This is a genomic window from Stenotrophomonas sp. (assembly GCF_050737575.1).
In the GTDB taxonomy this organism is placed as follows: Bacteria; Pseudomonadota; Gammaproteobacteria; order Xanthomonadales; family Xanthomonadaceae; genus Stenotrophomonas.
On sequence record NZ_JBOHXW010000001.1, the window covers coordinates 163,477 to 189,497 of the forward strand.

The window sequence follows — 26,021 nt, forward strand, 5'->3', positions numbered from 1 at the left end:
CCCTCGAGTTGACCACTTCCCCCCCACGCAGTCTCACCATCATCGGCGCCGGCTTGGCCGGTTCACTTCTGGCCATCCTGCTGTCACGTCAGGGCTGGCAGATCACGCTCTACGAGCGCCGCGGTGATCCGCGCATTGCCGACTACGAGTCCGGCCGCTCCATCAATCTGGCGCTGGCCGAACGCGGCCGCAATGCGCTGCGCCAAGCCGGCGTGGAAGACGCGGTCATGGCGCGCACGGTGATGATGCGCGGGCGCATGGTGCACCCACGCATCGGCGAGCCGGAGTTGCAGCGCTATGGCCGCGACGACAGTGAAGTGATCTGGTCGGTGCACCGCAAGGACCTCAACACCACCTTGCTGCAACTGGCCGAGGAAGCCGGTGCACGCATCCATTTCCATCGCCGCCTGCACACGGTGGATTTCGATGCTGGGTATGCGCGTTTCATCGATGATCGCGACGACCAGGCGCACGACATTCATTTCACCACGCCGCTGATCGGTGCCGATGGTGCGGGCTCGGCGCTGCGTGCGGCGATGAACCGCAAGTCTCCGCTGGGTGAGCGCACCGAATTCCTCGACCATTCGTACAAGGAACTGGAAATTCCGCCCGGCGCGGACGGCCGCTTTCTGATTGAAGGCAACGCGCTGCATATCTGGCCGCGCGGCAACTACATGTGCATTGCATTGCCGAACGACGAAGGCACGTTCACCGTGACCTTGTTCCTGCCCAATCAGGGCAAGCCGAGTTTTGCCAACGTGCGCACCGGCGCTGAGGCCGAAGCGCTGTTCCAACGCGAATTCCCCGACGCAATGGCGCTGATTCCCGACCTGCGTAGCGATTGGGAGCAGCATCCGCCCGGCCTGCTCGGCACGCTGTATCTGGACCGCTGGCATCAAGGCAACAACGCGGTGCTGCTGGGCGACGCCGCACACGCGATGGTGCCGTTCCACGGCCAAGGCATGAACTGCGCATTTGAGGATTGCGTGGTGCTGGCCCGCACATTGGCCGAGCATGCCGACACCGAACAGGCATTTGCCGCGTTCGAGCGCGAGCGCCAACCCAATGCCGCCGCCATCCAGCAGATGGCGTTGGATAATTATCTGGAGATGCGCGACCGCGTCGCTGATCCCGCGTTCCTGCTGCAACGCGAACTGGAACACGCGCTGCAGGCGCGCTGGCCCACGCGTTTCGTGCCGCACTACACGATGGTCACCTTCCTGCACACGCCGTATGCCGTCGCGCTGGAGCGCACGCAACTCCAGCAACGCATTCTTGCTGATGCCACGGCGGGCCAGCAGACGCTGGAACACATTGACTGGTCGGCGCTGGAGAAAATCGTGCACGCACAGTTGCCCATTCTGGAAGGAGCACACTGATGGCCGAGAGCTTTCTGTTTTACGACCTGGAAACCTTCGGTCAGGATCCGCGCCGCACCCGCATCGCGCAGTTCGCCGCAATCCGCACCGACGAACAATTGCGGCAGATCGACGAGCCGGTGAGTTTCTACGTCAAACCCGCCGATGACCTGCTGCCCTCGCCCATCGCCACCTTGATCACCGGCATCACGCCGCAGCATGCGCTGGCCGAAGGCGTGAGCGAGGCTGAGGCGTTCTCACGCATCCAGGAGCTGATGGCGCGCCCGCAGACCTGTTCGCTGGGCTACAACACGCTGCGTTTCGATGACGAGTTTGTCCGCTACGGCTTGTTCCGCAATTTCCACGATCCGTACGAACGGGAATGGCGCGGCGGCAACTCGCGCTGGGATCTGCTGGACATGCTGCGCCTGGTGCACGCGTTGCGCCCGGACGGTATCAACTGGCCGCAGCGCGAAGACGGCGCCACCTCGTTCAAGCTCGAACATCTCGCCATCGCCAACGATGTCCGCCAGGGCGACGCGCACGAAGCCTTGTCCGACGTGCACGCCACCATCGGCATGGCGCGCCGCTTCCGCGACAGCCAGCCACGTATGTGGGACTACGCGCTGCGCCTGCGCGACAAACGCTATGTGAGCACCCTGCTGGATGTCGTGGCGATGCAACCGGTGTTGCATATCTCCTCGCGCTACCCGGCCAACCGCCTGTGCGCCGCGCCGGTGCTGCCGCTGGCGCGTCACCCGCATATCAACAACCGGGTGATCGTGTTTGATCTGGAAGGTGATGTTGATGCGTTGCTGGATCTGTCGGTGGAAGAAATCGCCAGCCGTCTGTATACCCGCGCCGCTGATCTGCCTGAAGGCCAACAACGGGTGCCGCTGAAGGAAGTGCACTTGAACAAAGTGCCTGCGCTGGCGGCATGGAATCATCTGCGCGACGCCGATTTCGAGCGCCTTGGCATCAATCCCACCGAGGTCGAAGCCAAGGCCGAGAAGCTGCGCGCGATTGGCCCGCAACTCGCGGAAAAAGCGCGCCAGGTGTTCGCCCGTGAACGAAAAATCGACGGGCCGATCGATGCCGACGCATCGCTCTATGACGGCTTCCTGGCCGAAGGCGACAAGGGCCTGCTGAGCAAGGTGCGTACCGCACCGCCGGAAGCACTGGCCGATCTGGAACAGCGTTTCCGCGACCCGCGCCTGCCCGAGTTGCTGTTCCGTTATCGCGCCCGCAACCATCCTGACACCCTGGATGCCGCCGCACGCACGCGCTGGAATGCGTACCGTCGCGCGCGCCTGCTGGAAACGCCTGGCCTCGGCGAACAGCTGCTGCCGGACTACGTCGCGCAGATCACCGCCCTGCGCGAAGAACACCACGACAATCCCACCACATTGGCGCTGCTCGATGCCTTGGACCAATGGGGTAACGACCTGCAGGGTTCGCTATGACCACGTACTTCAGCGACGCCAGTTTCAAATTCCTGCGCGGGCTGGCCCGCCACAATGACAAAACCTGGTTTGCCGAGCACAAGCAGCAGTACGAAGATCATGTGCGGCAGCCGTTCCTGCGCCTGATCACCGACCTGCAGCCGGATCTGAGTGCGGTCAGCACGCATTTCCAGGCCGACCCGCGCACCGTCGGCGGCTCGCTGTTCCGCATCTATCGAGACTCGCGCTTCTCCAGCGACAAGACGCCCTACAAAACCTGGCAGGGCGCGCGGCTGTTCCATGAACGGCGCAAGCAGGTTCCCGCGCCGTCGTATTACATCCATCTGGCACCGGGCGAGAGCTTCGTTGGCGCCGGCATCTGGCACCCGGAACCGGACGTACAACGCCGCCTGCGACAGTTCATCTTCGACAACCCCGGCAGCTGGAAGGCCGCTGCGCACGCGCCCGCCACCCGTCGCCGCTATGAGTTCGAGACCAGTGAAAAGCTGGTGCGCTCGCCGCGCGGTTTCCCGGCGGACTTTGAGTTCATCGACGACCTTAAACACCGCAACTGGGTGCTGTGGCGCTCACTGGACGACGCCACCATGACCGGCCCTCGCCTGCGCCAGACCGTGGCCAAGGATCTGGCCGCACTCGGCCCGTTTGTCGATTACCTGTGCGCCGCGCTGGATCTGGAGTTCTGATCACCGGCTGGCAGCACAAGCCACTCCAACGCAGGAGCGGCCTTGGCCGCGAAGCCGAAGCCGAGGCTGCGGTTGCGGGGCTCCTCGTAACCGAAAGGATGTTGCGGTTTCGCGGCCGAGGCCGCTCCTCCGGCTCAGCGACAGGCTGAAGACTTCACACGGCCACACACGGTTTGCGGCAACCTTGGCAGCATCACCGACGCGGAAGCCGATGCCATGTCCACCATCCATCACCAGATCTGGATCGACGCTCCGCTGAGTACCGTCTACGACGCGCTGGCCAGCGCGGCAGGGCTCAGTCGTTGGTGGGTGCCACATCAGCAAACGGTACGCGACGGCGACACCTTGATCAGCCACAACCCCGGTGCAGGTCACGGCCCGGTGGTGATGAAAGTGCTGGAGACCAATCCAGGCCATTGCGTGCGCTGGGAGGTCATCAGTCACCATCCGCCGCAAAGCCCCGCCTCTGCCTGGCCGGGCACCGAAGTCCGCTTTGATCTGTCGCGCCGCGCCAGCCCGGGCGCGTGGCGCGGCTTGGCGCATGAAGGCGAACCGATGACCGTGCTGGAATTCCAGCAACGCGGCTGGGACCCGTTAAGCGAGTACTACGGTTTCTGCAGTCAGGCTTGGGCCGAAACCCTGGTGCTGCTACGACGCTGGGCCGAGTCGCAGACCACGCACCGCCACTGACCCATACGGACACACGCAATGAAGAAATGGATCATCGCCGCCGTTGTACTCGTTGCGCTCGCCATCGGCGGCTACGTGATCAGCGGGCCTTACCTGACCATTCGCGGCATCAGCAATGCCATCGAGCAACGCGACACCGGCAAGCTGCAGCGTTACGTAGATTTCCCGGCGCTGCGGGTCAATCTCAAAGCGCAGGTCAATGACTATCTGGTTCGACAGGCCGGCAGCCAGGTGCAGTCCAGCCTGTTCGGCGCGGTGGTTGCCGGTGTGCTTGGCAACGTGACCGGCGCCGGCGTCGATACGCTGGTCACGCCCATCGGCGTTGCCGCGCTGCTGCAGGGCGACAGCGCATGAAAGCGCGCCACCGGCGACACCGTGGGCGGTGACACCTGGGGCGCGCCATCGCCGGCCAAACCATTGGCCAACACGCATGGCCGCTACGAATCGCTGTCGCGCTTCACCGCCACCACGCAGCTGCAGGATGGCCGCGAGCTGGTGTTCGTGCTCAGCCGGCAGGGCCTGCGCTGGCGGCTGACCAACATCATCCTGCCCACATAACAACACCGGCAGGAGCGCCTTCAGGCGCAAATGCCCTGAGCCTCCCGCAGAAGGAAGGCCTGCAATCCCGCAATGCTGGATTAAAGGCCTTCCTCACACGGATATGACGCCGGCTTCGCGCCTTAAGGCGCTCCTGCGAGATGGATTGGCGCCGATATGTATCGGCGCCTGTGAGTCTCAGGCAATGCGTCGTGCAGGCTCTTCTTCGACGATGCTGTCTGCAAGAAACGCTTCCAGCGAATCATCCATCGCCTGCATCCACGGCGTGTGATGCGGCGGCGCCATCGTGCCGGTCAGCACCGAACGGTAGCTGCAGTTGCGATAACCCAGAATGTCGTCGTGCTTGTCGTGCTTCCACTGTTTGAACAGGTCCGCCACGGCTTCCACGTTGAAGGCTGGATAGTCGGTGACGTCGAGCAGATCACGCACGTAGGCAGTCTGGAAATCGATGTCCTGCTCGGCCGATTGCGTGGCTTCCTCGCGCGCAACCCAGGCTTCGCTGTCGGCGCGCATCGCAGCGCTGTCCGGCAATGCAATGCGGCCAAGGATCACATCGCGCGCGTACCACGCCTGTGCGTCGAACATGTTGAAGGTGTAGTACTGATCCTGCATGCCCAGGTACATCAGCTTGGGATTGTCGATCCAGAACACGCCCTTGTAGATATCACCCGGGTACAGGCGGTTGCGGGTGCGCAGGGTCAGCTCGTCCGGCAGGAACGGGAAGTGATGCTGGTAGCCGGTGCACAGCACGATCGCATCCACGTCCTTTGACGTCCCGTCGACAAAGTGCGCGGTGTTGCCTTCCACACGCAGCAACAGCGGCTTCTCATCGAACGCGGCCGGCCAGTCGTGCCCCATCGGCGCGCTGCGATAGCTGAAGGTCACCGACTTCGCACCGTATTTGTAGCACTGCGTGCCAATGTCCTCGGCCGAATAGCTGCTGCCGACCAACAAGATGTCCTTGTCGGTGAACTCGCAGGCGTCGCGGAAATCATGTGCGTGCAGCACGCGGCCGGGAAAGCGCTCCAGCCCTTCAAAGAACGGCGCATTCGGCGTGGAGAAATGCCCCGTCGCCACGATCACGCGATCGAATTCCTCCGTCACCAGTTCGTCTTTCTTCAAGTCGCGCACGCTGACGGTGAAGCGGCCGGTTTCTTCCGAATAGTCCACCCACTGCACGGCCATGTTGAAGCGGATCTGATCACGCACACCGCTCTTTTCGATGCGGCCCATGATGTAGTCGCGCAGCACTGCACGCGGCGGATAAGAAGCAATTGGCCGACCGAAATGCTCTTCAAAACTGTAGTCGGCAAACTCCAGCGCTTCCTTCGGCCCGTTGGACCAGAGGTAGCGGTACATGCTGCCGTGAACCGGCTCGCCGTAGGCATCCAACCCCGTACGCCACGTGTAGTTCCACATTCCACCGAGATCAGACTGTTTTTCATAACAGACGATCTCCGGCACTTCAGCGCCACCTCGGCGGGCGGATTCAAAAGCACGAAGTTGCGCCAGGCCGCTGGGGCCGGCACCAAGAATGGCGATACGCATGGTCATTGGGGTTGTTTCTCCGGTGTAGCTGCTGCCGCGCAAAACACGACAACACTGCGCAAAGGCGCGTGATGCGCAGCGCAGGAGAGACAATGCGTCCAGTCCCGCGCGGCGCGCGAAACACCCGGTAGCCGCCTGAAGGCAGCACTGGCAAGGAGCGGCAACTGAAACGCTACCGGCCGGAGCGACGCTCCGTCCCTATATCACCGGGTGGTTGCTGTGCGGGCGGAGGGATCTGCCGCAGTTGTGCAGATCAAGGACGCGGCAGGATTGCCGCTGGGCGTGAATGAGCCCGCGAAAGCGTGTTCATCCTAGCATGCAAGGCGCAACGGGCAATAACCCGCAACCGTGCTGCGCCAAGAAAACCAAGCGAAAACCACAGCAAAACGCCTGCGATTGCAGGCGTTTTGCAAAAAAATGACCAAGACCGGCGCTTGCATCGCACCGGCAAATACAGCGTGTTCAGTCTGGATTGGCAACGCCATGCGGCACATGACCCGCGGCGACATGCTGTCGAGCGCTGTCGATGTTGTGCTGCGAATCGTCGAAGAAAATATCAGCGCCGAAGGCTTCCAGGAACGGCCCTTTGTGGCGGCCACCGAGGAACAGCGCTTCATCCAGACGCACGCCCCACTCGCGCAATGTGCGGATCACACGCTCATGTGCCGGTGCCGAACGCGCCGTCACCAAAGCCGTGCGGATCGGTGCGGCCTCGCCTGCCGGGAATGCGGCCTGCAGTGCATGCAATGCCGACAGGAAGTTGCGGAACGGACCGCCACTGAGCGGCTCATGCGCACGTTCGCGCTCGTGCCGACCAAACGCTTCCACACCTTGCTCGCGGGAGATGCGTTCGCTTTCATCGCCAAAGATCACCGCGTCACCATCGAAAGCAATGCGCAGCTGTGATGCCGGGCGTCCGGTAACAGTTGCGGCAGCATTTGCAGCGCTGACATCCGCGACACTGTGCGGCAGGATCGTCGCCGCAGCGATGCCATTCACCAAAGCGCGCCGCACCGATTCCGGGTTGGCGGAGAGAAACAGATCGGTGCCGAACGGTTTTACATACGGCCAGGTCGGCTCACCGGCGGTGAAGGTCGCGCGGATGATGCCGAGGTCGTAATGCTGGATGGAGTTGAAGATGCGCAGGCCGGTGTCGGCCGAGTTGCGCGACAGCAGGATCACTTCCACACGCGGCGTTTCGCCCGGCGTGCCGTCATTGAGCGCCAGCAGCTTGCGCACCACCGGGAAGGCGACCCCCGGCTTGAGCACATCGTCTTCGTGTTCGCGTTGATACGCCGCGTAGGCCTCCAGGCCGTCGCGCTCAAACAGCGCGTGCCCTTCCTCCAGATCGAACAAGGCGCGCGAGGTCACCGCGACAGTGAGAAGCCGGGGAGTGTTGTCACCCATGAGCGATGAACCCAATGACTATCAAGGAACGGAGCCCAGTCTACCCGGAACCTGCAGTGCCCTCCGTCATATTGCGCCGCAAGCCCTCGGCCGCTGGCGGCGCGCCTGCCCAGCCGCCGTCTTCAGTCGGCGCAACTGCTACGGTTTTGTGGAATGCAGGCGTTTCTCACCGGCCGGCAGAAACCCGTCAAACACCACTCCCGGCTCCCCGCCCTCAAACCAGAAACTGCTCGCTGAGCATGCGCTCTTCAAGGTTGTGCTCGGGATCGAACAACAGCGTGACCTGGCGTTCGCGCGATTCGCGGATGGTCACTTCCACCACATCGCGGGTTTCGTGCGAGTCAGCGGTGACGCTGACCGGGCGTTTGTAGGGATCGAGCACGCGGAAGCGCACTTCCGTCTCCGCCTTGAGGATCGCACCGCGCCAGCGGCGCGGGCGGTAAGGCGCCAGCGGCGTGAGCGCGATGGTGTTCGAGCCCAGCGGCAGAATCGGCCCGTGCGCGGAATAGTTGTACGCGGTGCTGCCAGCCGGCGTTGAGACCAGCACGCCATCGCAGATCAGCTCTTCAACCCGTGGCTGGCCATTGAGATCAATACCGATATGCGCAGCCTGCCGCGTCTGCCGCAGCATCGAGACATCGTTGTAGGCCAGCGAACCGGTGCTGGTGCCCGACTCGGTCAGCGCAATCATCTCCAGCGGCCGCAGGTGTGCCGGCTCGGCCAGCGCCAGCCGCTCGATCAGATCCTCTTCGCGATGATGGTTCATCAGAAAACCGACGGTGCCCAGCTTCATGCCGAACACCGGCTTGCCCTTGCTGCCGTGGCGATGCAAGGTCTGCAGCATGAAGCCGTCCCCGCCCAGCGGGCAGATGACGTCGGCTTCTTCGGGGTCGTGGTTACCGTAGCGCGCGACCAACAGCGCGCGGGCCTGCTGCGCGGCCTCGACGGTGCTTGCGAGAAATGCGATTCGGGGGGACACGGGCGTCTTCGGGTTCGGCTCAGGTGCCGAGGATAACCTGCCGGTGCTGGGGCCACAGCTTTCCCGGCTTTTCCCCCTCTCCCCAACCCCTCTCCCGCCAAGGGAGAGGGGCTTGAAGCTGCAGTTGCAAGCAACCCTTCAACTTGCGAGATATCGAGCCCCTCTCCCCTGGCGGGGTAAGAGGGGCAGCTTGCGAACCACTGGTTCGCTGCCCCTCGCACGCCCTTGCGCCAGCGCAAGGGCCGGGGCGCGGAGCGGGGGTTGGGGAGAGGGAGAAAAGCCTCCCACCTCACAAAAAAACCGGGCCTGCAATGCAGACCCGGCTTCTTGAAGCTACTTACTTGAACGCTTGGACGCTTAAACCCCGTGCGCCGCCAACTGACCCAGGCGCTGCACCGCGACCGAAACGGTCGGATAGTCCAGCGTCTTCTGCTCGGCCAGTTCGGCCAGCATTGCCAGGGTGAAGCGCAGGCTGCTGTCGTCACGCTTCAACCATGCGGCCACCTTGGCTTCGGCCGAGGTGCCACGCATCGACAACACCTGACCAGCCAGGTTGCGCTGGTGTGCGGCCAGTTCGTCACGCAGCACGCCACGGGCAACCGCGTGCCAACGGCCGTTGACCTCCAAACCGTCGATCTGCTCGAACAACCACGGCATCTGCAGCGCTTCGCCCAGGCGGAAGTGGACCTTGGAGACATCCACCGGCTTCAGCTTGCGGGTACGTGCCAGTTCGATGATGTCGAACGCCGGTTCCAGGAACTGCAATTCCGAGAGCTGCTGCGACAACGCGGCCGGCAGGCCCTTTTCCTTCCATGCCTTGACGCTGGCCTCGTAGGCCGGACGCTGCGAATCGGACAGCACGCCCGAGGCGACACGGATGTCGTTGAACGGGCCCTGATAACGCTCGACTGCGGCGGTGATGCCCGGCATCGCGCCCGGACGGTTCAACAGCCAACGCACGAACGAACGCTGCAGCTTCCAGATCACTTCCAGCGCGTCCACCTGCACCGCTTCGGGCAAGGTGCCGTCGAGGGCGTCGATCTGCGTCCACAGCGCGCGGGCATCCAGCGTTTCACGGCTGATGGTGTAGGCCTTGGCGACCTCGGCCACGGTACGGCCGGTGTCTTCCTGCATACGCATCAGGAAGGTGGCGCCCATGCGGTTGATGGTCTGGTTGGTCACGGCCGTGGCGATGATTTCGCGCTTCAGGCGGTGACGGTCCATCGCATCGGCGTACTTCTTCTGCAGCGGCTGCGGGAAGTAACGCAGCAGTTCCTTGGACAGGTACGGATCTTCCGGGATGTCCGATTCCAGCAGCTGCTGGAAGGCGACGATCTTGGAGTACGACAGCAGCACCGCCAGCTCCGGACGGGTCAAACCCTGGCCGCGCAGCTTGCGTGCCGACAGCTCGGCGTCGGACGGCAGGAACTCGATCTGGCGATCCAGCAGACCCTGCTTTTCCAGCGTGCGGATGAAGTGCTGCTTGGAACCCAGACGGGTCGCACTCATGCGCTCCATCAGGCTCAGCGCCTGGTTCTGACGGTAGTTGTCCATCAGCACCAGACCACCCACCTCATCGGTCATCGAGGCCAGCAGCTTGTTGCGCTGCTCAACGGTGAGCTTCTTGGCGCGCACCACGTCATTGAGCAGGATCTTGATGTTGACTTCGTGGTCGGAGGTATCCACACCGGCCGAGTTGTCGATGAAGTCGGTGTTGAGCAGCACGCCCACCTGTGCAGCTTCGATACGGCCGAGCTGGGTCATGCCCAGGTTGCCGCCCTCGCCCACGATCTTGCAGCGCAGCTCGCCGCCGTTGACGCGCAGCGCGTTGTTGGCGCGGTCGCCCACATCGGCATGGGTCTCGCTGGCGGCCTTGACGTAGGTGCCGATGCCGCCGTTCCACAGCAGATCCACCGGCGCCTTCAGTGCGGCGTTGATCAGGTCGGTCGGGGTCATCGCCTTGATGCTGGCGTCGATGCCCAGGGCTTCACGCACCTGCGGGGTGATTTCAATGGACTTCAGCGAACGGGCATAGATACCGCCACCCTTGCTGATCAGCTTGGCGTCGTAATCGGCCCAGCTCGAACGCGGCACCTTGAACATGCGCGCGCGCTCCTTGAACGCGCTGGCAGCTACCGGCGTCGGGTCAAGGAAGATATGGCGGTGATCGAACGCGCAGACCAGGCGGATGTGTTCGGACAGCAACATGCCGTTGCCGAACACGTCGCCGGACATGTCGCCGACGCCAACCACGGTGAAGTCCTGCTTCTGGCAATCCTGGCCCAGCGCACGGAAGTGGCGCTTGACCGACTCCCACGCACCGCGTGCAGTGATGCCCATGCCCTTGTGGTCGTAACCGACCGAGCCACCCGAGGCGAACGCGTCGTCCAGCCAGAAACCGTGCGCACGGGCAATGCCGTTGGCGGTGTCGGAGAACGTCGCGGTGCCCTTGTCGGCAGCCACCACCAGGTACGGGTCGTCCATGTCATGACGCACCACGCCCTGCGGCGGCACGATCTTGTCATTGACGATGTTGTCGGTGATGTCGAGCAAGCCGTTGATGAAGCGCTTGTAGCAGGCCACGCCCTCGGCAAACCATGCATCGCGGTCCACCGACGGATCCGGCAGCTGCTTGGCGAAGAAACCGCCCTTGGAGCCGACCGGCACGATCACGGTGTTCTTCACCATCTGCGCCTTGACCAGGCCCAGCACTTCGGTACGGAAGTCTTCGCGACGGTCCGACCAACGCAGGCCGCCACGCGCCACCGGGCCGAAGCGCAGGTGGGTGCCCTCCACACGCGGGCCGCACACGAAGATTTCGCGGTACGGACGCGGCTTGGGCAGGTCCGGCACCTTGGCGGCGTCGAACTTGAAGCTGATGTAGTCGGCCGGGCCGCCATCGGCACGCAGGCCGTCCTTGCGCTGCATGTAGTAGCTGGTGCGCAGGGTGGCTTCGATCACGCCGATGAAGCTGCGCAGGATGCGGTCTTCGTCCAGGCTGGAAACGCGGTCAAGCAACTTGACCAGCGCGTCGTGGACAACGGCCATGCGCGTATCACGGGCGTTCTTGCGGGCCTTGACCACGCCGTCCAGCACCTTGAGCGTGGCTGCGTCATCGCCGACCAGCGGCTTGAACTGGGCCAGCTGTGCGTCCATCGCGGCCTTGTCGGCGCTCGGATTCGGATCGAAGCGGGCCTCGAACAGTTCCACGATCATGCGCGCCAGCAGCGGGTAGCGGTTGAAGGTGCCTTCCACATACGCCTGCGAGAACGGCACGCCGATCTGCAGCAGGTACTTGCAGTATCCACGCAGCATCGACACCTGGCGCCAATCCAGGCCGGCACCAAGCACCAGGCGGTTGAAGCCGTCGTTCTCGGCGTCGCCGTGCCAGATGTGGGCAAAGGCTTCGCTGAAACCGGCATTGGCACTGGCCGGGTCAATCGCACCAATGGTGGATTCGACCTCGAAGTCCTGCACGTACACCGGCGCGTCATCGACCATCAGACGGTACGGACGCTCGGCGACCACGCGCAGGCCCATGTTTTCCATCATCGGCAGCACGTCGGACAACGGAATGTCGTCCAGCTGGCGATACAGCTTCAGGCGCAGGCCTTCGATACCGTCGCGATTGCTCGATTGCAGGCTCAGGCGCAGGTCGTCCGGGCCGGTGAGTGCGTCGAGCTGTGCCACGTCGGCCGCAGCGATTTCGGCGCTGGAGTCTTCGATGTAACCGGCCGGCAAGGCCTTGCCGATGCGCGAGGCGATACGCAGGCCTTCGCTCTCACCGTGGCTGTTGACCAGCGCTTCACGCAGATCGTCCTGCCAGTTGCGCAGCACGTTGGCCAGGCGCTTCTCCAGACCTTCGGTATCCAGTTCCAGGCTCTGCCCGGCCTTCGGACGCACGATCAGGTGCACCTGGGCCAGCGGCGAGTCACCCAGCACCACGCTGGAATCGACGTATTCGCCCTGCAGTGCATCCTTGAGCATGCTTTCGACGCGCAGACGCACGTCGGTGTTGAAACGTTCGCGCGGCAGGATCACCAGCGCGGAGATGAAACGGCTGAACTTGTCGCGGCGCAGGAACAGGCGGCTACGCACGCGCTCCTGCAGGCCCAGCACGCCCATGGCGGTGCGGAACAGTTCGTCCTCGCTGGACTGGAACAGCTCCTCGCGCGGCAGCGATTCCAGAATGTGGCGCAGTGCCTTGCCGCTGTGGCTGGACAGGCTCAAGCCCGAACGCTGCATCACGTTTTCATAGCGCTGACGCACCAGCGGGATTTCCCACGGGCGGCGGTTGTACGCACTAGAGGTGAACAAGCCGAGGAAGCGCTGCTCGCCGATGATCTTGCCCTTGGCGTCGAATTCCAGCACGCCGATGTAGTCCATGTAGCCGCTGCGATGCACGCGCGAGCGGGCATTGGTCTTGGTCAGGATCAGGGCGTCGTGCAGGCTGCTGGTGGCGTTCAAACCTTCAGCCGCCAGGCCCTTGACCGGGCGCGCGACCATGGTGTCCTTGCCGCGCATCAGGCCCAGACCGGTGCCGTTCTGGGCGACCAGCACTTCTTCCTTACCCTTCTTCTCCACCTTGTATTCGCGGTAGCCGAAGAAGGTGAAATGGTTGTCCGCGGCCCAGCGCAGGAATTCCTGTGCTTCCAGTCGCGACGCCTTGCTGACCGGCAATACACGCTTGCCCAGGTCGTCGGCCAGCGCCAATGCCTTGTCGGTCATCGGCTGCCAGTCCTTGACGATGGCACGCACGTCGTCCAATGCATCGCTCACGCGCTTGGCAACGGCGTCCAACTCAGCGGCGGGCTGGCGGTCGATCTCCAGCAGCATCACCGATTCCAGCGTGCCATTGCCCACGCCCGTCAGCTTGCCGGCCTTGTCACGCGCAAGGCTGATGACCGGGTGGCCCAGCACGTGCACGCCAATGCCCTGCTCGGACAATGCCAGCGTCACCGTGTCCACCAGGAACGGCATGTCGTCGTTGACGATCTGCAGTACGGTGTGGCCGGATTCCCAGCCATCGGCCTTCAACGTCGGGTTGAACACGCGCACGTTCGCCTTGCCCGCCTTGCGGGTACGTGCGAACTCCAGCATGCCGGCAGCCAGCACCGCCCAATCATCCGCCGAGTGCTGCTTGAATTCGTCCGCTTCCATGCGCTTGTAGAACGCAGTGGCAAATGCAACCGCCTGCGTCTGCGCCGCAGCTGCGGAATAACGCTTCCGCAAAGCTGCAAAAACCGGTTCGAGCGAGAGGCCGGCCTCCACGGTGTTCTTCTTGATGACAGCCGGTTTGGGTTTGGTTTTTGCAGTCTTGGGAGCGTTGTTTTGCGATTTCATGACAGAGCTGGGGTGCTGCTCGTTGGAGAAAGCGCGATTGTATCCCTCGCAACAAAAAGTGCCTTGCTGCAGGGCCGCAATATCGCAACGGCATGCACCCAAAAAACCAATGTATTGCGCGGAAAGCGGCACAGATCGGCGCGGCTGCATGTCTGCCACCTGAATCTCGGATGCTCTCCTTCCATCAGCCTCGTTCTTGGATACACCGCATCACTCGCCCACGCCTCACGCATCGACGCGCCGTCCCACACCTGCACAGCCACTGACCGGAAACGATTGTCAGCGCGAAATCAGAATTACATTGCAGCGATTCTGTACTGGACGGTATAGTCCACTTCCTGTGCAAACCTCCCCCTCCCCGACCCTCGCTCCTTTGGACGCGCGCGATGAGCGCGTGTTTGAAGCAGTACGCGAATTGCTGGCAACCCAGGGCATGCGCTTGAGCATGGATGCCGTGGCGACGTTGGCTGGCTGCTCCAAACAGACGCTCTACAGCCGTTATGGCTGCAAGCGCGAGCTGCTGCGTCAGGCCATGCGCCTGCATGTGAGCAACGCGACCTCCGCGCTGTCCACCTGCGACCGCAAACCTCTGCGTCAGACCTTGCTTGATTTTGCCATTGGCTATCTGGACCACCGCAACAAGCCGAAGGTGCAGCAGACCGCGCAGTTGCTGGGCGCCAGCGCCCATGAATTCCGCGACGAAGCACGCTTCATGTACCACGGCAGCGCCGAGGCACTGCGCGACCACGTAGCTGAATGGATGCAGACCGAAATAGCCCGCGAACGCCTCAACCATGACGACTCGCAGTTCATGGCCGAGTTGCTACTGAGCATGATCGCGGGCCAGGACTTTGAACGACAGCGCTTTCACGCCCCTCACCGCGATGATGCACAACAGCGTCACCGGTGGGCCGAGTTCGCCATTGATGCTTTCCTGCGCGCCTTTGCAGACGCGCCGGCAGTTGGCATGGCCCCAGAAAATAAAAACAACCCCCGGAGTTTCTCCTGATGACCGCCCCGCTCCGTCTCCTCGCCCTCACCTGCGCAGCGACACTCACCCTGGTTGGCTGCAAGAAGCCGCAGGAACAGGCCGCTCCGCCTCCGCCAGACGTGGGCGTGGTTGACGCCAAACCGCAGACGTTGCCGTTGCAGCGCGAGCTCGTCGGCCGCCTGTCGCCTTACCGTTCTGCCGACGTCCGTGCCCGTGTGGCCGGCGTGCTGCAGAAGCGCGTTTACGAGGAAGGCAGCAACGTCAAACAAGGCCAAGTGCTGTTCCTGATCGACCCGGCACAGCTGCAGGCCGCCTTGAACCAGGCCGAAGGTGCATTGGCCGCCGCCCGTGCGAGCTACGCAAACGCCCGCGCCACGGCCAGCCGCGCCCGCAGCCTGGCACCGCAGAAGTATGTGTCGCAGTCGGACCTGGACAACGCCGTGGCTGCCGAACGCAGTGGCGCGGCCGCCGTCCAGCAGGCCGAAGCCGCCGTCGCCAATGCCCGCATCAACCTGGGCTATGCGCGCGTCACCGCACCGATCGCCGGCCTGGCCGGCAAACAGCAGGTGACCGAAGGCGCGTTGGTTGGCCAGGGCGATGTCACCCTGCTCACCACCATCGACCAGATCGACCCGCTGTACGTGAACTTCTCGATGACCGCCGACGAACTGAGCGCGCTGCGTGCGGCCCAGGACAAGGGCGCGTTGGCACTGGCCGGCGACGGCAAGACCACCGTGCAGGTCAACCTGCCGGACGGCACGCCGTACGCGCATGAGGGCACGCTGGATTTCTCCTCGCCCACGGTCGACCCGGCCACCGGCGCGGTGTCGCTGCGTGCGCAGCTGCCGAACCCGGACCACCTGTTGTTGCCGGGCAGCTTCGTCAACTTCAAGGCCAACCTGGGCGAGCGCCACAACGCCTTCCTGATTCCCCAGCAGGCCGTGCAGCGTGACACCCAGGGCGGTTATGTCCTGGTCGTCGGCGCGGACGGCAATGTCGTGCGCAAGAACGTGGTGCTGGACAACCAGCAAGGCGCCAACTGGCTGATCTCCTCGGGCCTGGAAGGCGGTGACAAGGTCATTGTGTCGGGCATCCAGAAGGTCAAGGCCGGCGCCCCGGCCAAGCCCTCGCCGTGGCAGCCGCAGGCCGCCGCCAAGCCCGGTGCCGCCGCGCCGGCGCCGGAAAAGAAGGAATAACGGAACTCCGTCATGCCTAAATTCTTTATTGATCACCCGGTATTTGCCTGGGTGGTGGCCATCCTGATCTCGCTTGGCGGCGTGATCTCGATCCTCAACCTGGGCGTGGAGTCCTACCCCAGCGTGGCACCGCCACAGGTCACCGTCACCGCCAACTACCCGGGCGCCAGCGCCGCCACGGCTGAAAAGTCGGTCACCCAGGTGATCGAGCAACAGCTGACCGGCATCGACAACCTGATGTATTTCAGCTCGTCGTCCTCGTCCAGTGGCCGCGTCACCATCACCTTGACCTTCGACAGCGGCACCGACGCGGATATCGCGCAGGTGCAGGTGCAGAACAAGGTGTCACTGGCCACGCCGCGCCTGCCTTCGGAAGTCACCCAGCAGGGTGTGGTGGTGGCCAAGGCCAACGCCGGCTTCCTGATGGCGCTGGGTGTGCGTTCGGACGACGGCAGCGTCGACCGCGATGCCTTGAACGACATCGTCGGTGCCCGCGTGCTGGAACAGATTTCCCGTGTCCCGGGCGTCGGCAGCACCCAGCAGTTCGGTTCCGAATACGCCATGCGCATCTGGTTGAACCCGGAAAAGCTGCAGGGTTATCACCTCTCCCCGCGTGACGTGTACAACGCCATCGGCACCCAGAACCTGCAGTTCGCTGCCGGCTCGGTGGGCGGCGATCCGACCCCGGACGGCCAGGCGTTCACCGCCACCGTTGCCGCCGAAGGCCGCTTCAGCTCGCCGGAGGATTTCGAGAACGTCATCCTGCGGGCAAATGCCGACGGCAGCGTGGTCAAGCTGAAGGATGTCGCCCGCGTCGCCTTTGGTGCCACCAACTACGGCTTTGACACCAAGTACAACGGCAAGCCGGTGGCCGTGTTCGCGATCCAGCTGCTGCCCGGTGCCAACGCGCTGGACGTGTCCAAGGCCGTGCGCTCGAAGATGGATGAGCTGGCGCCCAGCTTCCCGCAGGGCGTGAGTTGGTTCACCCCGTACGACAGCACCACCTTCGTCACCATTTCCATCGAGGAAGTGATCCACACCCTGATCGAGGCCATCATCCTCGTGTTCCTGGTGATGCTGATCTTCCTGCAGAACTTCCGCGCAACGATCATCCCCACCCTGGTCATCCCGGTTGCCCTGCTCGGCACCTTCATGGGCATGCTGGCCATCGGCTTCACCATCAACCAGCTGACGCTGTTTGCGATGGTGCTGGCCATCGGCATCGTGGTCGATGACGCCATCGTCGTCATCGAAAACGTCGAACGCATCATGAGCGAGGAGAAGCTCGACCCGAAGCCAGCCACGCAGAAAGCCATGGGCCAGATCACCGGCGCCGTGGTGGCCATCACCGTGGTGTTGGCAGCGGTGTTCATTCCCAGTGCGATGCAGCCGGGCGCCTCGGGCGAGATCTACAAGCAGTTCGCGTTGACCATCGCCATGGCGATGGGCTTCTCCGCCCTGCTGGCGCTGACCTTTACCCCGGCGTTGTGTGCGGCCTTCCTCAAGCCGACCCACAACGACAAGCCGAACTGGGTCTATCGCACCTTCAACAAGTACTACGGCAAGCTGGAAAAGAGCTACGTCGGCACCGTTGGCGGCGTCATCAAGCACAGCCCGCGCTGGCTGGTGGTGTTCGCGCTGCTGGTGGTGCTGTGTGGCTTCCTGTTCACCCGCCTGCCGGGCAGCTTCCTGCCGGAAGAAGATCAGGGCTACGCACTGGCCATCGTGCAGTTGCCACCGGGCGCCACCAAGAGCCGCACCAGTGCCGTGTTCGACCAGTTGCTCGGCACCCTGCAGAAGGAAGAAGCCTTTGAAGGCCTGATGCAGATCACCGGTTTCAGCTTCATCGGTTCCGGCGAAAACGTGGGCATGGCCTTCGTCCGCCTCAAGGACTGGGACGAGCGCAAGGAAACCGCGCCTGAGTTCATCCAGAAAATGAACAAGAAGGCGTATGGCATCAAGGACGCCCAGATCTTCTTCGTCAACCTGCCCACCGTGCAGGGCCTGGGCCAGTTCGGCGGCTTCGACATGTGGCTGCAGGACCGTGCAGGCGCGGGCCAGGATGCGTTGATGGACGCCCGCAACACCTTGCTTGGCGCTGCCTCGCAGGACACCTCGCTGACGGCCGTGCGTCCCAATACGCTGGAAAACGCACCGCAGCTGCAGCTGCATGTGGACCGCGTGCAGGCCCAGACCATGGGCGTGTCGGTCAATGATGTGTACTCGTCGATCCAGATGATGCTGGCGCCGGTCTACATCAATGACTTCTTCTACGCCGGCCGCATCAAGCGGGTGAACATGCAGGCTGACGCGGCCTACCGCACCGGCCCGGAGTCGCTGCGCAGCTATTACGTCCCCAGCTCGCTGAGCAAGGATGCTGACGGCCAGGCCGCGATGATCCCGCTCAGCACCGTGGTCAAGTCGGAGTGGATCTACGCCCCGCCAGCCCTGAGCCGCTACAACGGCTATTCGGCGGTCAACATCGTCGGTTCGCCGGCACCGGGTGGCAGCTCGGGCCAGGCCATGTCGACGATGGAACGGCTGGTACATGACGACCTGCCGGCCGGCTTCGGCTTCGACTGGAGCGGCATGTCCTACCAGGAAATCCTGGCCGGCAACGCGGCGACACTGCTGATGGTGTTGTCGATCGTGGTGGTGTTCCTGTGCCTGGCCGCCTTGTACGAAAGCTGGTCGATCCCGGTCGCAGTGCTGCTGGTGGTGCCGATCGGCATCCTCGGCGCGGTGGTGTTCTCGCTGATGCGCGGCCTGCCGAACGATCTGTACTTCAAGATCGGCATGGTGACGGTGATTGGTCTGGCGGCGAAGAACGCGATCCTGATCGTGGAATTCGCAGTCGAACAGCGCGCCCTGGGCAAGACCCTGCGCGAGGCCACCATCGAAGCGGCGCATCTGCGTTTCCGCCCGATCCTGATGACCTCGTTCGCCTTCATCCTCGGCGTGCTGCCGATGGCGATCTCCACCGGCGCCGGCGCCAATGCCCGTCACTCACTGGGTACGGGCGTGATCGGCGGCATGTTGTTCGCCACCGTGATCGGCGTGCTGCTGATCCCGCTGTTCTTCGTCTGCGTGCGCCGCGTGCTGGGCGACAAGCTGGATGAGCCGTCGAAGGAATACGTGGCACAGCACCAGGTTCGCTCGGTGCAGCAGGATCGTTGATCGAACATCCGCGGGCAGCAATGCCCGCAGATGCTGCAAAGGAAAAGCCCCGGCAATGCCGGGGCTTTTTGCTATCGGCGGTTTTTTGCTGGGGCTTTTTGCTATCGGCGGTTTTTTTGCTTCTGCTCAAAGCCCCTCTCCCTTTACGGGAGAGGGGTTGGGGAGAGGGTGCTTTTCAACAAGCGCGTCCTCCTCATCCGCCCCTCCGGCGCACCTTCCCCGAAAAAGGGGCTGCAGTCCCGCATACGGCAGAAGGGATCGCGCGGAAAATCCGTTCGACCTCTCCCTTGCGCCTACCCTCACTCCAACCCCTCTCCCATTGGGAGAGGGGCTATAAACAAAAACCCCGGCAATGCCGGGGCTCTTGCATCAATCACCAAGCACAGAGCTCAGCGCAACCCGGTCTCATTGCGCGCAATCACCATGCGCTGGATCTCCGAGGTGCCTTCGTAGATTTCGGTGATCTTGGCGTCGCGGAAATAACGCTCCAGCGGCATTTCCTTCGAGTAACCCATGCCGCCGTGAATCTGCACGGCTTGGTGTGCGATCCACATCGCCGCTTCCGACGCGGTCAGCTTGGCAACGGCCGCTTCCGTTGAGAACTTCTTGCCCTGCGATTTCAGCCACGCCGCGCGCAAAGTCAGCAGCATCGCGGCGTCCAACTTGCACTTCATGTCGGCCACCTTGGCCTGGATCATCTGGAACGTGCCGATCGGCGCACCGAACGACTTGCGCTCCTTCACATACGCCACCGACGCTTCATAGGCCGCGCGGGCAATACCTACCGCCTGCGAGGCAATGCCGATGCGGCCGGAATCCAGCAGGCTCATCGCGATCTTGAAGCCCTCGCCTTCCTTGCCGATCACATCGTCCGCGCTGGCCACGTAATCCTGGAACTCGATCTCACAGGTAGCCGATGCACGCACACCGAGCTTGGGCTCGGTCTTGCCACGGTCGTAGCCCGGCTTGTTGGCGTCGATCATGAAAGCGGTGATGCCGCGCGAGCCCTTGCTCGGATCGGTCATCGCGAACAACACCACGTAACGCGCGACTGGGCCGGAGGTGATCCAGCTCTTTTGGCCGTTGATCAGATACGAACCATCGTCCTGCTTCACCGCACGGCAACGCATCGCCGTGGCGTCGGAACCGGACTGCGATTCAGTCAGCGCAAACGCGCCAATCTCACGACCTTCGGCAATCGCGCGCACGTAGGTCTGCTTCTGCGTCTCGCTGCCATAGGCCAGCACCGCATTGCAGAACAGCGAATTGTTGACCGACATGATGGTGGCGTGCGCGGCATCGGCAGCCGACACCTCGATGATCGCCAGCACGCTGGAAATCGGATCCATGCCCGAACCGCCGTACTGCTCCGGCACTTCGATGGCCATCAGGCCGTTCTCACCCAGCAGCTGAATGTTCTCCAGCGGGTACTCGCCGGTGGCATCGAAATGCTCGGCACTCGGGGCGATTTTTTCTTTGGCGATACGGCGGGCGACGTCCTGCAGCATCAGCTGCTCGTCGGAAAAACTGAAGTCCACGACAACCCCTCCCAGGGTTAAGCAAGTTGCGATTGTAACCATCTCAACCCGGTTCAGCCTATGTCTTGCCTTGACCCGACGTGGCGGCAAGGGGAGAATATCTCTATATCGCGATAGGTAGATATTTATGGATCTGGAAGACTGGTCAACCCGTCTGAAAGTGTTCGCTGATGCAACGCGGGTGCGCCTGCTGACGCTGCTGGAACAAGAAGAACTCACCGTGGCCGAGCTGTCGGCCATCACCACGCTGGCGCAGCCACGCGTGTCCACCCACTTGGCCAGGCTGAAAGAAGCCGGCCTGGTGCGCGACCGCCGTGCAGGCGTGTCGGCGTATTACCGCTTTGACGACGCCGCGCTGGACGCCGCGCAGCGCGCATTGTGGCACGCACTCAGTTCCGGCAGCGACGATCCGCTGCTGCGTCAGGACGCCGAACGCGTGCCGTCGGTGCTGGCCATGCGTGCCGCCGACCAGAACTGGGCCGACAGCGTCGCCGGCGACATGGAACGCCATTACTCGCCCGGCCGTACCTGGGAAGCCCTCGCCCGCAGCGCGCTGCCGCTACTGGAAACCGGCGACGTGCTCGATATCGCCTCCGGCGACGGCGTGTTGGCCGAACTGTTGGCACCGCATGCGCAGCGTTATGTCTGCATCGACACCAGCGCCCGCGTGGTCGCCGCCGCCAGCGAGCGCCTGCGCAAGCTGCCCAATGTCGAAGTGCGCGAAGGCGACATGCACAAGCTGCCCTTCGATGACGGCAGCTTTGATCTGGTTGTGCTGATGCACGCACTCACTTACGCCAGTCACCCGGCCAAAGCCGTGGCCGAGTGCGCACGCGTGGTACGCCCCGGCGGTCGCCTGATGCTGTGCAGCCTGGCCCGCCATGAACACAAAGCGGCGGTCGAGGCCTACGGCCACGTCAACCTTGGCTTCACCGGCAAGGAACTGCGCAAGTTCGTGGAGAAGGCCGGGCTGGAAGTGTCCAGCCTGGAAACCGTGACCCGCGAAAAACGCCCGCCCCATTTTGAAGTGATCTCACTGATCGCCCATCGCTCCTGATCCACGAGAACTGGCCCGCCTTATGCAAGCCCTGCCCTGGCTCCACCCCGAACGCGTCGCCAAGCTACTCGGCGCGCTTGAACACCGCATCCTGATCATCGACGGCGCCATGGGCACGATGATCCAGCGTCATCGCCTGGAAGAAGGCGATTACCGCGGTGAGCGCTTCGCGGGTGGCTTCGACAGCCAACACGCGCACAGCCCGGGCTGCGAGCATGACCTCAAGGGCAACAATGATCTGTTGCTGTTGAGCCGGCCAGATGTGATTGCCGGCATCCACACCGCCTACCTGGAAGCCGGTGCGGACCTACTGGAAACCAACACCTTCAACGCCACCTCGGTAAGTCAGGCCGATTACCACCTTGAGCATCTGGTCTACGAGCTCAACAAGGCCGGTGCGCAGGTGGCGCGGCAGTGCTGTGATGCGGTCGAAGCCAAGACGCCGGACAAGCCGCGTTTCGTGATCGGCGTGCTCGGCCCGACCAGCCGCACCGCGTCGATCAGCCCGGACGTCAACGATCCCGGCTTCCGCAACACCAGCTTCGATGAACTGCGTGGCACTTACCGCGAAGCCATCGAAGGCTTGATCGACGGCGGCGCCGACACGCTGATGGTGGAAACCATCTTCGACACGCTCAATGCCAAGGCGGCGTTGTTCGCCATCGAAGAAGTGTTCGATGCACGCGGCGGGCGCTTGCCGGTGATGATCTCCGGGACCATCACCGATGCGTCCGGGCGCACCCTATCCGGGCAGACGGCCGAGGCCTTCTACGCGTCGGTGTCGCACAGCCAACCGTTGTCGATTGGCTTCAACTGCGCACTCGGCGCCACCGACATGCGTCCGCATGTGGAAACGCTGTCGCAGGTGTCCACCGGCTATGTCAGCGCGCACCCCAATGCCGGTCTGCCCAATGCCTTCGGCGAATACGACGAAACGCCCGAGGAGATGGCCACCACGTTGAAGGAATTCGCGCAGTCGGGCCTGCTCAATCTGGTCGGCGGTTGCTGCGGCACATCGCCTGACCACATTCGCGCCATCGCCGAAGCGGTCGCCGGACTGCCGCCACGCGCGCTGCCGCTGCCCACTGCCAACGCCGCCTGAGGAGCTCGCGATGAACACTATCCCGAAGGCATGGAACAGCCATGCCGATTTTCCCCCGCGCAGCATCGACCGCATCGCCAATGGTCAGGTGTTCAAGGTCTGGTGATGAGCAACGAATCGACTACTGAAATCCGCCACACCCGCCTGTCGGGCCTGGAACCGCTGGTCATCACGCCGGACCTGTTGTTCATCAACGTCGGCGAGCGCACCAACGTCACCGGCAGCGCGCAGTTCCGCAAGCTGATCAAGGAAGAACGCTACGAGGAAGCCGTGGACGTGGCCCGCCAGCAGGTCGCCAACGGCGCGCAGATCCTCGACGTCAACATGGACGAGGGCCTGATCGATTCCGAGAAGGCGATGACCCGCTTCCTCAACCTGATCATGTCCGAGCCGGACATCGCGCGCATTCCAGTGATGGTCGATTCGTCCAAGTGGACGGTGATCGAAGCGGGTTTGAAGTGCCTGCAGGGCAAGAGCGTCGTCAACTCGATCTCGCTGAAGGAAGGCGAAGCCGCATTCATTGAGCACGCCCGCTTGGTACGCCGTTATGGCGCCGCGGCGGTGGTGATGGCGTTCGATGAAGAAGGCCAGGCAGATACGTGTGCGCGCAAGGTGGAAATCTGCACCCGCGCCTACCGCATCCTCACCGAGCAGGTCGGTTTCCCGCCGGAAGACATCATCTTCGACCCCAATATCTTTGCCGTGGCCACCGGCATCGAGGAGCACGATAACTACGCGGTGGACTTCATCGAAGCCACGCGCATCATCAAGCGCACGCTGCCGCATTGCCATGTGTCCGGCGGCGTGTCGAACGTTTCGTTCTCGTTCCGTGGCAATGAAACGGTGCGTCAGGCGATCCACTCGGTGTTCCTGTTCCACGCCATCAAGGCCGGCATGGACATGGGCATCGTCAACGCCGGTGGCATGCCGATCTACGACCAGCTCGACCCGGAACTGCGCGACGCGGTGGAGGACGTGATCCTCAACCGCCGCCGTGACAGCACCGAACGTCTGCTGGAACTTGCCGAGCGTTACAAGGGCAAGAAGGGCGAGAAGAAAGTAGAAGACCTGGCCTGGCGCCTGCGCCCGGTGCGCGAGCGTCTGGCGCATGCACTGGTGCAGGGGCTGGATGCCTGGGTGGAGGAAGACACCGAAGAAGCGCGCCAGCAATCCAGCCGCCCGCTGGATGTGATCGAAGGCGCGTTGATGGACGGCATGAACGTGGTCGGCGACTTGTTTGGCGCCGGCAAGATGTTCCTGCCGCAGGTGGTCAAATCCGCGCGCGTGATGAAGAAGGCGGTGGCGTACCTGCTGCCCTTCATCGAAGAAGAAAAAGCCCGCACCGGCGAGGTTGGCAAGTCCAACGGCAAGATCATCATGGCCACGGTCAAGGGTGATGTGCACGACATCGGCAAGAACATCGTCGGCGTAGTGCTTGCCTGCAACAACTTCGAGGTGGTCGATCTGGGCGTGATGGTGTCAGCGCAGAAGATCCTGGACGCCGCCCGCGCCGAGAAAGCCGACATCATCGGCCTGTCCGGCTTGATCACGCCGTCGCTGGAAGAAATGAGCCACGTCGCCAAGGAAATGCAGCGGCAGGGCTTCGAGATGCCGCTGATGATCGGCGGCGCGACCACGTCGCGCGCGCATACCGCGTTGAAGATCGACCCGTTCTACAGCGCGCCCACCGTGTGGGTGAAGGACGCCTCGCGCGCAGTAGGCGTAGCGCAATCGCTGATATCCCGCGACCTGCGCGCCGCGTTCGTCGCTGCCAACGACGCCGATTACGCCGACATCCGCAATCGCCACAAGAACCGCGGCGACGCCAAGCGACTGGTGTCGCTGGAACACGCACGTGGCCAGCGCTTCACCTGCGACTGGAGCCAGTACACACCACCGATTCCGGCGTCGCCCGGACTGCATGTGTTCGACAACTACCCGCTGGAGGACTTGCTGCCGGTCATCGACTGGACACCGTTCTTCCAGGCCTGGGAACTGGCGGGCAAGTACCCGGCGATTCTGACTGACGAGATCGTTGGCCCGCAGGCCAGCGACCTGTTCAAGGATGCGCAGGCGATGCTGAAGCGGATCGTTGATGAGAAGTGGCTGACGGCGAGAGCTGTGTTTGGGATTTGGCCGGCGAATAGTAGCGGTGACGATGTGCAGGTTTCCCTTCTCCCGCTTGCGGGGGAAGGTGCCCGAAGGGCGGATGGGGGCAGCGCTGGCTCTACGGGCCTTGAGAGCGCCCTCACCCCAACCCCTCTCCCGCATGCGGGAGAGGGGCTTGGTTCGCTTGGTTCTCAGCACACCCTCCACTTCCTGCGCCAGCAGGTCGACAAGCCCGCCGAGCGGCCGGACTTCTGTCTGGCTGATTTCATCGCGCCCGCTGACAGCGGCAAGCAGGATTGGATCGGCGCCTTCGCGGTCACCGCCGGTATCGGCATCGATGAACACGTCGCCCGCTTTGAAGCCGAGCACGACGACTACAACGCCATACTGCTCAAGGCGCTGGCCGACCGCCTGGCCGAAGCCATGGCCGAGCGCCTGCATCAGCGTGTGCGTACCGAGTTCTGGGGCTATGCGCGTGATGAGCAACTGGACAACGAGGCGCTGATCGCCGAGAAGTACAGCGGCATCCGCCCTGCCCCCGGTTATCCGGCCTGCCCGGAGCACAGCGAGAAACAAACCCTGTTCGCGATGCTCGGTGCTGAAGACATCGGCATGTCGCTGACCGAGAGCTTCGCCATGCTGCCGACGGCAGCGGTGTCCGGCTATTACTTCAGCCATCCGCAGAGCCAGTATTTCGTGGTCGGTCGCGTCTCGCGCGAGCAGGTCAGCGATTACGCCAAGCGCAAGGGCGTGGACCGCGCACAAGTGGAACGCTGGCTGGCCTCCAATCTGGACTACGATCCGGAGTGAGCCCCGCTCACT

General features: G+C 63.3%; 14 protein-coding genes and 2 pseudogenes. 11 read left to right on the plus strand and 5 right to left on the minus strand.

What is annotated here, in order from left to right; translation table 11 throughout:
• Positions 1-8 precede the first annotated feature (8 nt).
• From ACREP4_RS00750 to ACREP4_RS00770, 5 genes and pseudogenes are all read left to right on the plus strand, one after another.
• Entirely contained in the window at positions 9-1,379 is a 1,371-nt protein-coding gene (locus ACREP4_RS00750) for an FAD-dependent oxidoreductase (protein ID WP_431594303.1), read from the plus strand.
• The gene (sbcB, locus tag ACREP4_RS00755; protein ID WP_431594304.1) at positions 1,379-2,821 is read left to right on the plus strand and encodes an exodeoxyribonuclease I; all 1,443 of its coding nucleotides are present in this window, start codon (positions 1,379-1,381) and stop codon (positions 2,819-2,821) included. Before ACREP4_RS00750 ends, sbcB begins: the two co-directional genes overlap by 1 nt.
• Positions 2,818-3,504: a DUF2461 domain-containing protein gene (locus tag ACREP4_RS00760; RefSeq protein ID WP_431594305.1), complete on the plus strand. Its 687-nt coding sequence runs from the start codon at positions 2,818-2,820 to the stop codon at positions 3,502-3,504. The genes sbcB and ACREP4_RS00760 overlap by 4 nt, the downstream gene beginning before the upstream one ends.
• Before the next feature lie 216 nt (positions 3,505-3,720).
• Entirely contained in the window at positions 3,721-4,194 is a 474-nt protein-coding gene (locus ACREP4_RS00765; protein ID WP_431594306.1) for an SRPBCC family protein, read from the plus strand.
• Between the two features lie 18 nt (positions 4,195-4,212).
• Positions 4,213-4,752: pseudogene (locus tag ACREP4_RS00770) on the plus strand (DUF2939 domain-containing protein).
• 177 nt (positions 4,753-4,929) lie between these two features.
• Here ACREP4_RS00770 and ACREP4_RS00775 read toward each other — a convergent pair.
• The 4 genes from ACREP4_RS00775 to ACREP4_RS00790 form a co-directional block, all read right to left on the minus strand.
• Complete coding sequence (locus ACREP4_RS00775) at positions 4,930-6,306, minus strand: NAD(P)-binding domain-containing protein (RefSeq protein ID WP_431594307.1); 1,377 nt, start codon at positions 6,304-6,306, stop codon at positions 4,930-4,932.
• A gap of 456 nt (positions 6,307-6,762) precedes the next feature.
• Entirely contained in the window at positions 6,763-7,707 is a 945-nt protein-coding gene (locus ACREP4_RS00780; protein WP_431594308.1) for a 5'-nucleotidase, read from the minus strand.
• 214 nt (positions 7,708-7,921) lie between these two features.
• The gene (locus ACREP4_RS00785; RefSeq protein ID WP_431594309.1) at positions 7,922-8,686 is read right to left on the minus strand and encodes an NAD kinase; all 765 of its coding nucleotides are present in this window, start codon (positions 8,684-8,686) and stop codon (positions 7,922-7,924) included.
• Positions 8,687-9,043: 357 nt separating this feature from the next.
• A complete protein-coding gene (locus tag ACREP4_RS00790; RefSeq protein WP_431594759.1) occupies positions 9,044-13,957 on the minus strand; it encodes an NAD-glutamate dehydrogenase in 4,914 nt (1,637 codons plus the stop codon).
• A gap of 466 nt (positions 13,958-14,423) precedes the next feature.
• Between ACREP4_RS00790 and ACREP4_RS00795 the strand changes: the two genes are divergently transcribed.
• From ACREP4_RS00795 to ACREP4_RS00805, 3 genes and pseudogenes are all read left to right on the plus strand, one after another.
• Complete coding sequence (locus ACREP4_RS00795) at positions 14,424-15,038, plus strand: TetR/AcrR family transcriptional regulator C-terminal domain-containing protein (protein WP_431594310.1); 615 nt, start codon at positions 14,424-14,426, stop codon at positions 15,036-15,038.
• Positions 15,038-16,201: pseudogene (locus ACREP4_RS00800) on the plus strand (efflux RND transporter periplasmic adaptor subunit); the annotation flags it as partial. The gene ACREP4_RS00795 and the pseudogene ACREP4_RS00800, both read left to right, overlap by 1 nt.
• A gap of 27 nt (positions 16,202-16,228) precedes the next feature.
• Positions 16,229-19,393, plus strand: a complete 3,165-nt coding sequence (locus ACREP4_RS00805; protein ID WP_431594311.1) for a multidrug efflux RND transporter permease subunit — start codon at positions 16,229-16,231, stop codon at positions 19,391-19,393.
• Between the two features lie 389 nt (positions 19,394-19,782).
• Here ACREP4_RS00805 and ACREP4_RS00810 read toward each other — a convergent pair whose 3' ends face one another.
• Positions 19,783-20,973: an acyl-CoA dehydrogenase family protein gene (locus ACREP4_RS00810; RefSeq protein WP_431594312.1), complete on the minus strand. Its 1,191-nt coding sequence runs from the start codon at positions 20,971-20,973 to the stop codon at positions 19,783-19,785.
• A gap of 85 nt (positions 20,974-21,058) precedes the next feature.
• On the opposite strand from ACREP4_RS00810, the gene ACREP4_RS00815 reads away from it, so the two are divergent.
• From ACREP4_RS00815 to metH, 3 genes are all read left to right on the plus strand, one after another.
• Complete coding sequence (locus ACREP4_RS00815; RefSeq protein ID WP_431594313.1) at positions 21,059-21,988, plus strand: ArsR/SmtB family transcription factor; 930 nt, start codon at positions 21,059-21,061, stop codon at positions 21,986-21,988.
• Positions 21,989-22,010: 22 nt separating this feature from the next.
• A complete protein-coding gene (locus ACREP4_RS00820) occupies positions 22,011-23,090 on the plus strand; it encodes a homocysteine S-methyltransferase family protein (protein WP_431594314.1) in 1,080 nt (359 codons plus the stop codon).
• A gap of 105 nt (positions 23,091-23,195) precedes the next feature.
• A complete protein-coding gene (metH, locus tag ACREP4_RS00825; protein WP_431594315.1) occupies positions 23,196-26,009 on the plus strand; it encodes a methionine synthase in 2,814 nt (937 codons plus the stop codon).
• Positions 26,010-26,021 lie beyond the last annotated feature (12 nt).

Bases quoted from the DNA above. Each gene is read 5' to 3' on its own strand.
- sbcB (WP_431594304.1), top strand. From the start codon at position 1,379: ATGGCCGAGAGCTTTCTGTTTTACGACCTGGAAACCTTCGGTCAGGAT.
- ACREP4_RS00760 (WP_431594305.1), top strand. From the start codon at position 2,818: ATGACCACGTACTTCAGCGACGCCAGTTTCAAATTCCTGCGCGGGCTG.
- ACREP4_RS00765 (WP_431594306.1), top strand. From the start codon at position 3,721: ATGTCCACCATCCATCACCAGATCTGGATCGACGCTCCGCTGAGTACC.
- ACREP4_RS00775 (WP_431594307.1), bottom strand. From the start codon at position 6,306: ATGACCATGCGTATCGCCATTCTTGGTGCCGGCCCCAGCGGCCTGGCG.
- ACREP4_RS00780 (WP_431594308.1), bottom strand. From the start codon at position 7,707: ATGGGTGACAACACTCCCCGGCTTCTCACTGTCGCGGTGACCTCGCGC.
- ACREP4_RS00805 (WP_431594311.1), top strand. From the start codon at position 16,229: ATGCCTAAATTCTTTATTGATCACCCGGTATTTGCCTGGGTGGTGGCC.
- ACREP4_RS00810 (WP_431594312.1), bottom strand. From the start codon at position 20,973: ATGGTTACAATCGCAACTTGCTTAACCCTGGGAGGGGTTGTCGTGGAC.
- ACREP4_RS00815 (WP_431594313.1), top strand. From the start codon at position 21,059: ATGGATCTGGAAGACTGGTCAACCCGTCTGAAAGTGTTCGCTGATGCA.
- ACREP4_RS00820 (WP_431594314.1), top strand. From the start codon at position 22,011: ATGCAAGCCCTGCCCTGGCTCCACCCCGAACGCGTCGCCAAGCTACTC.
- metH (WP_431594315.1), top strand. From the start codon at position 23,196: ATGAGCAACGAATCGACTACTGAAATCCGCCACACCCGCCTGTCGGGC.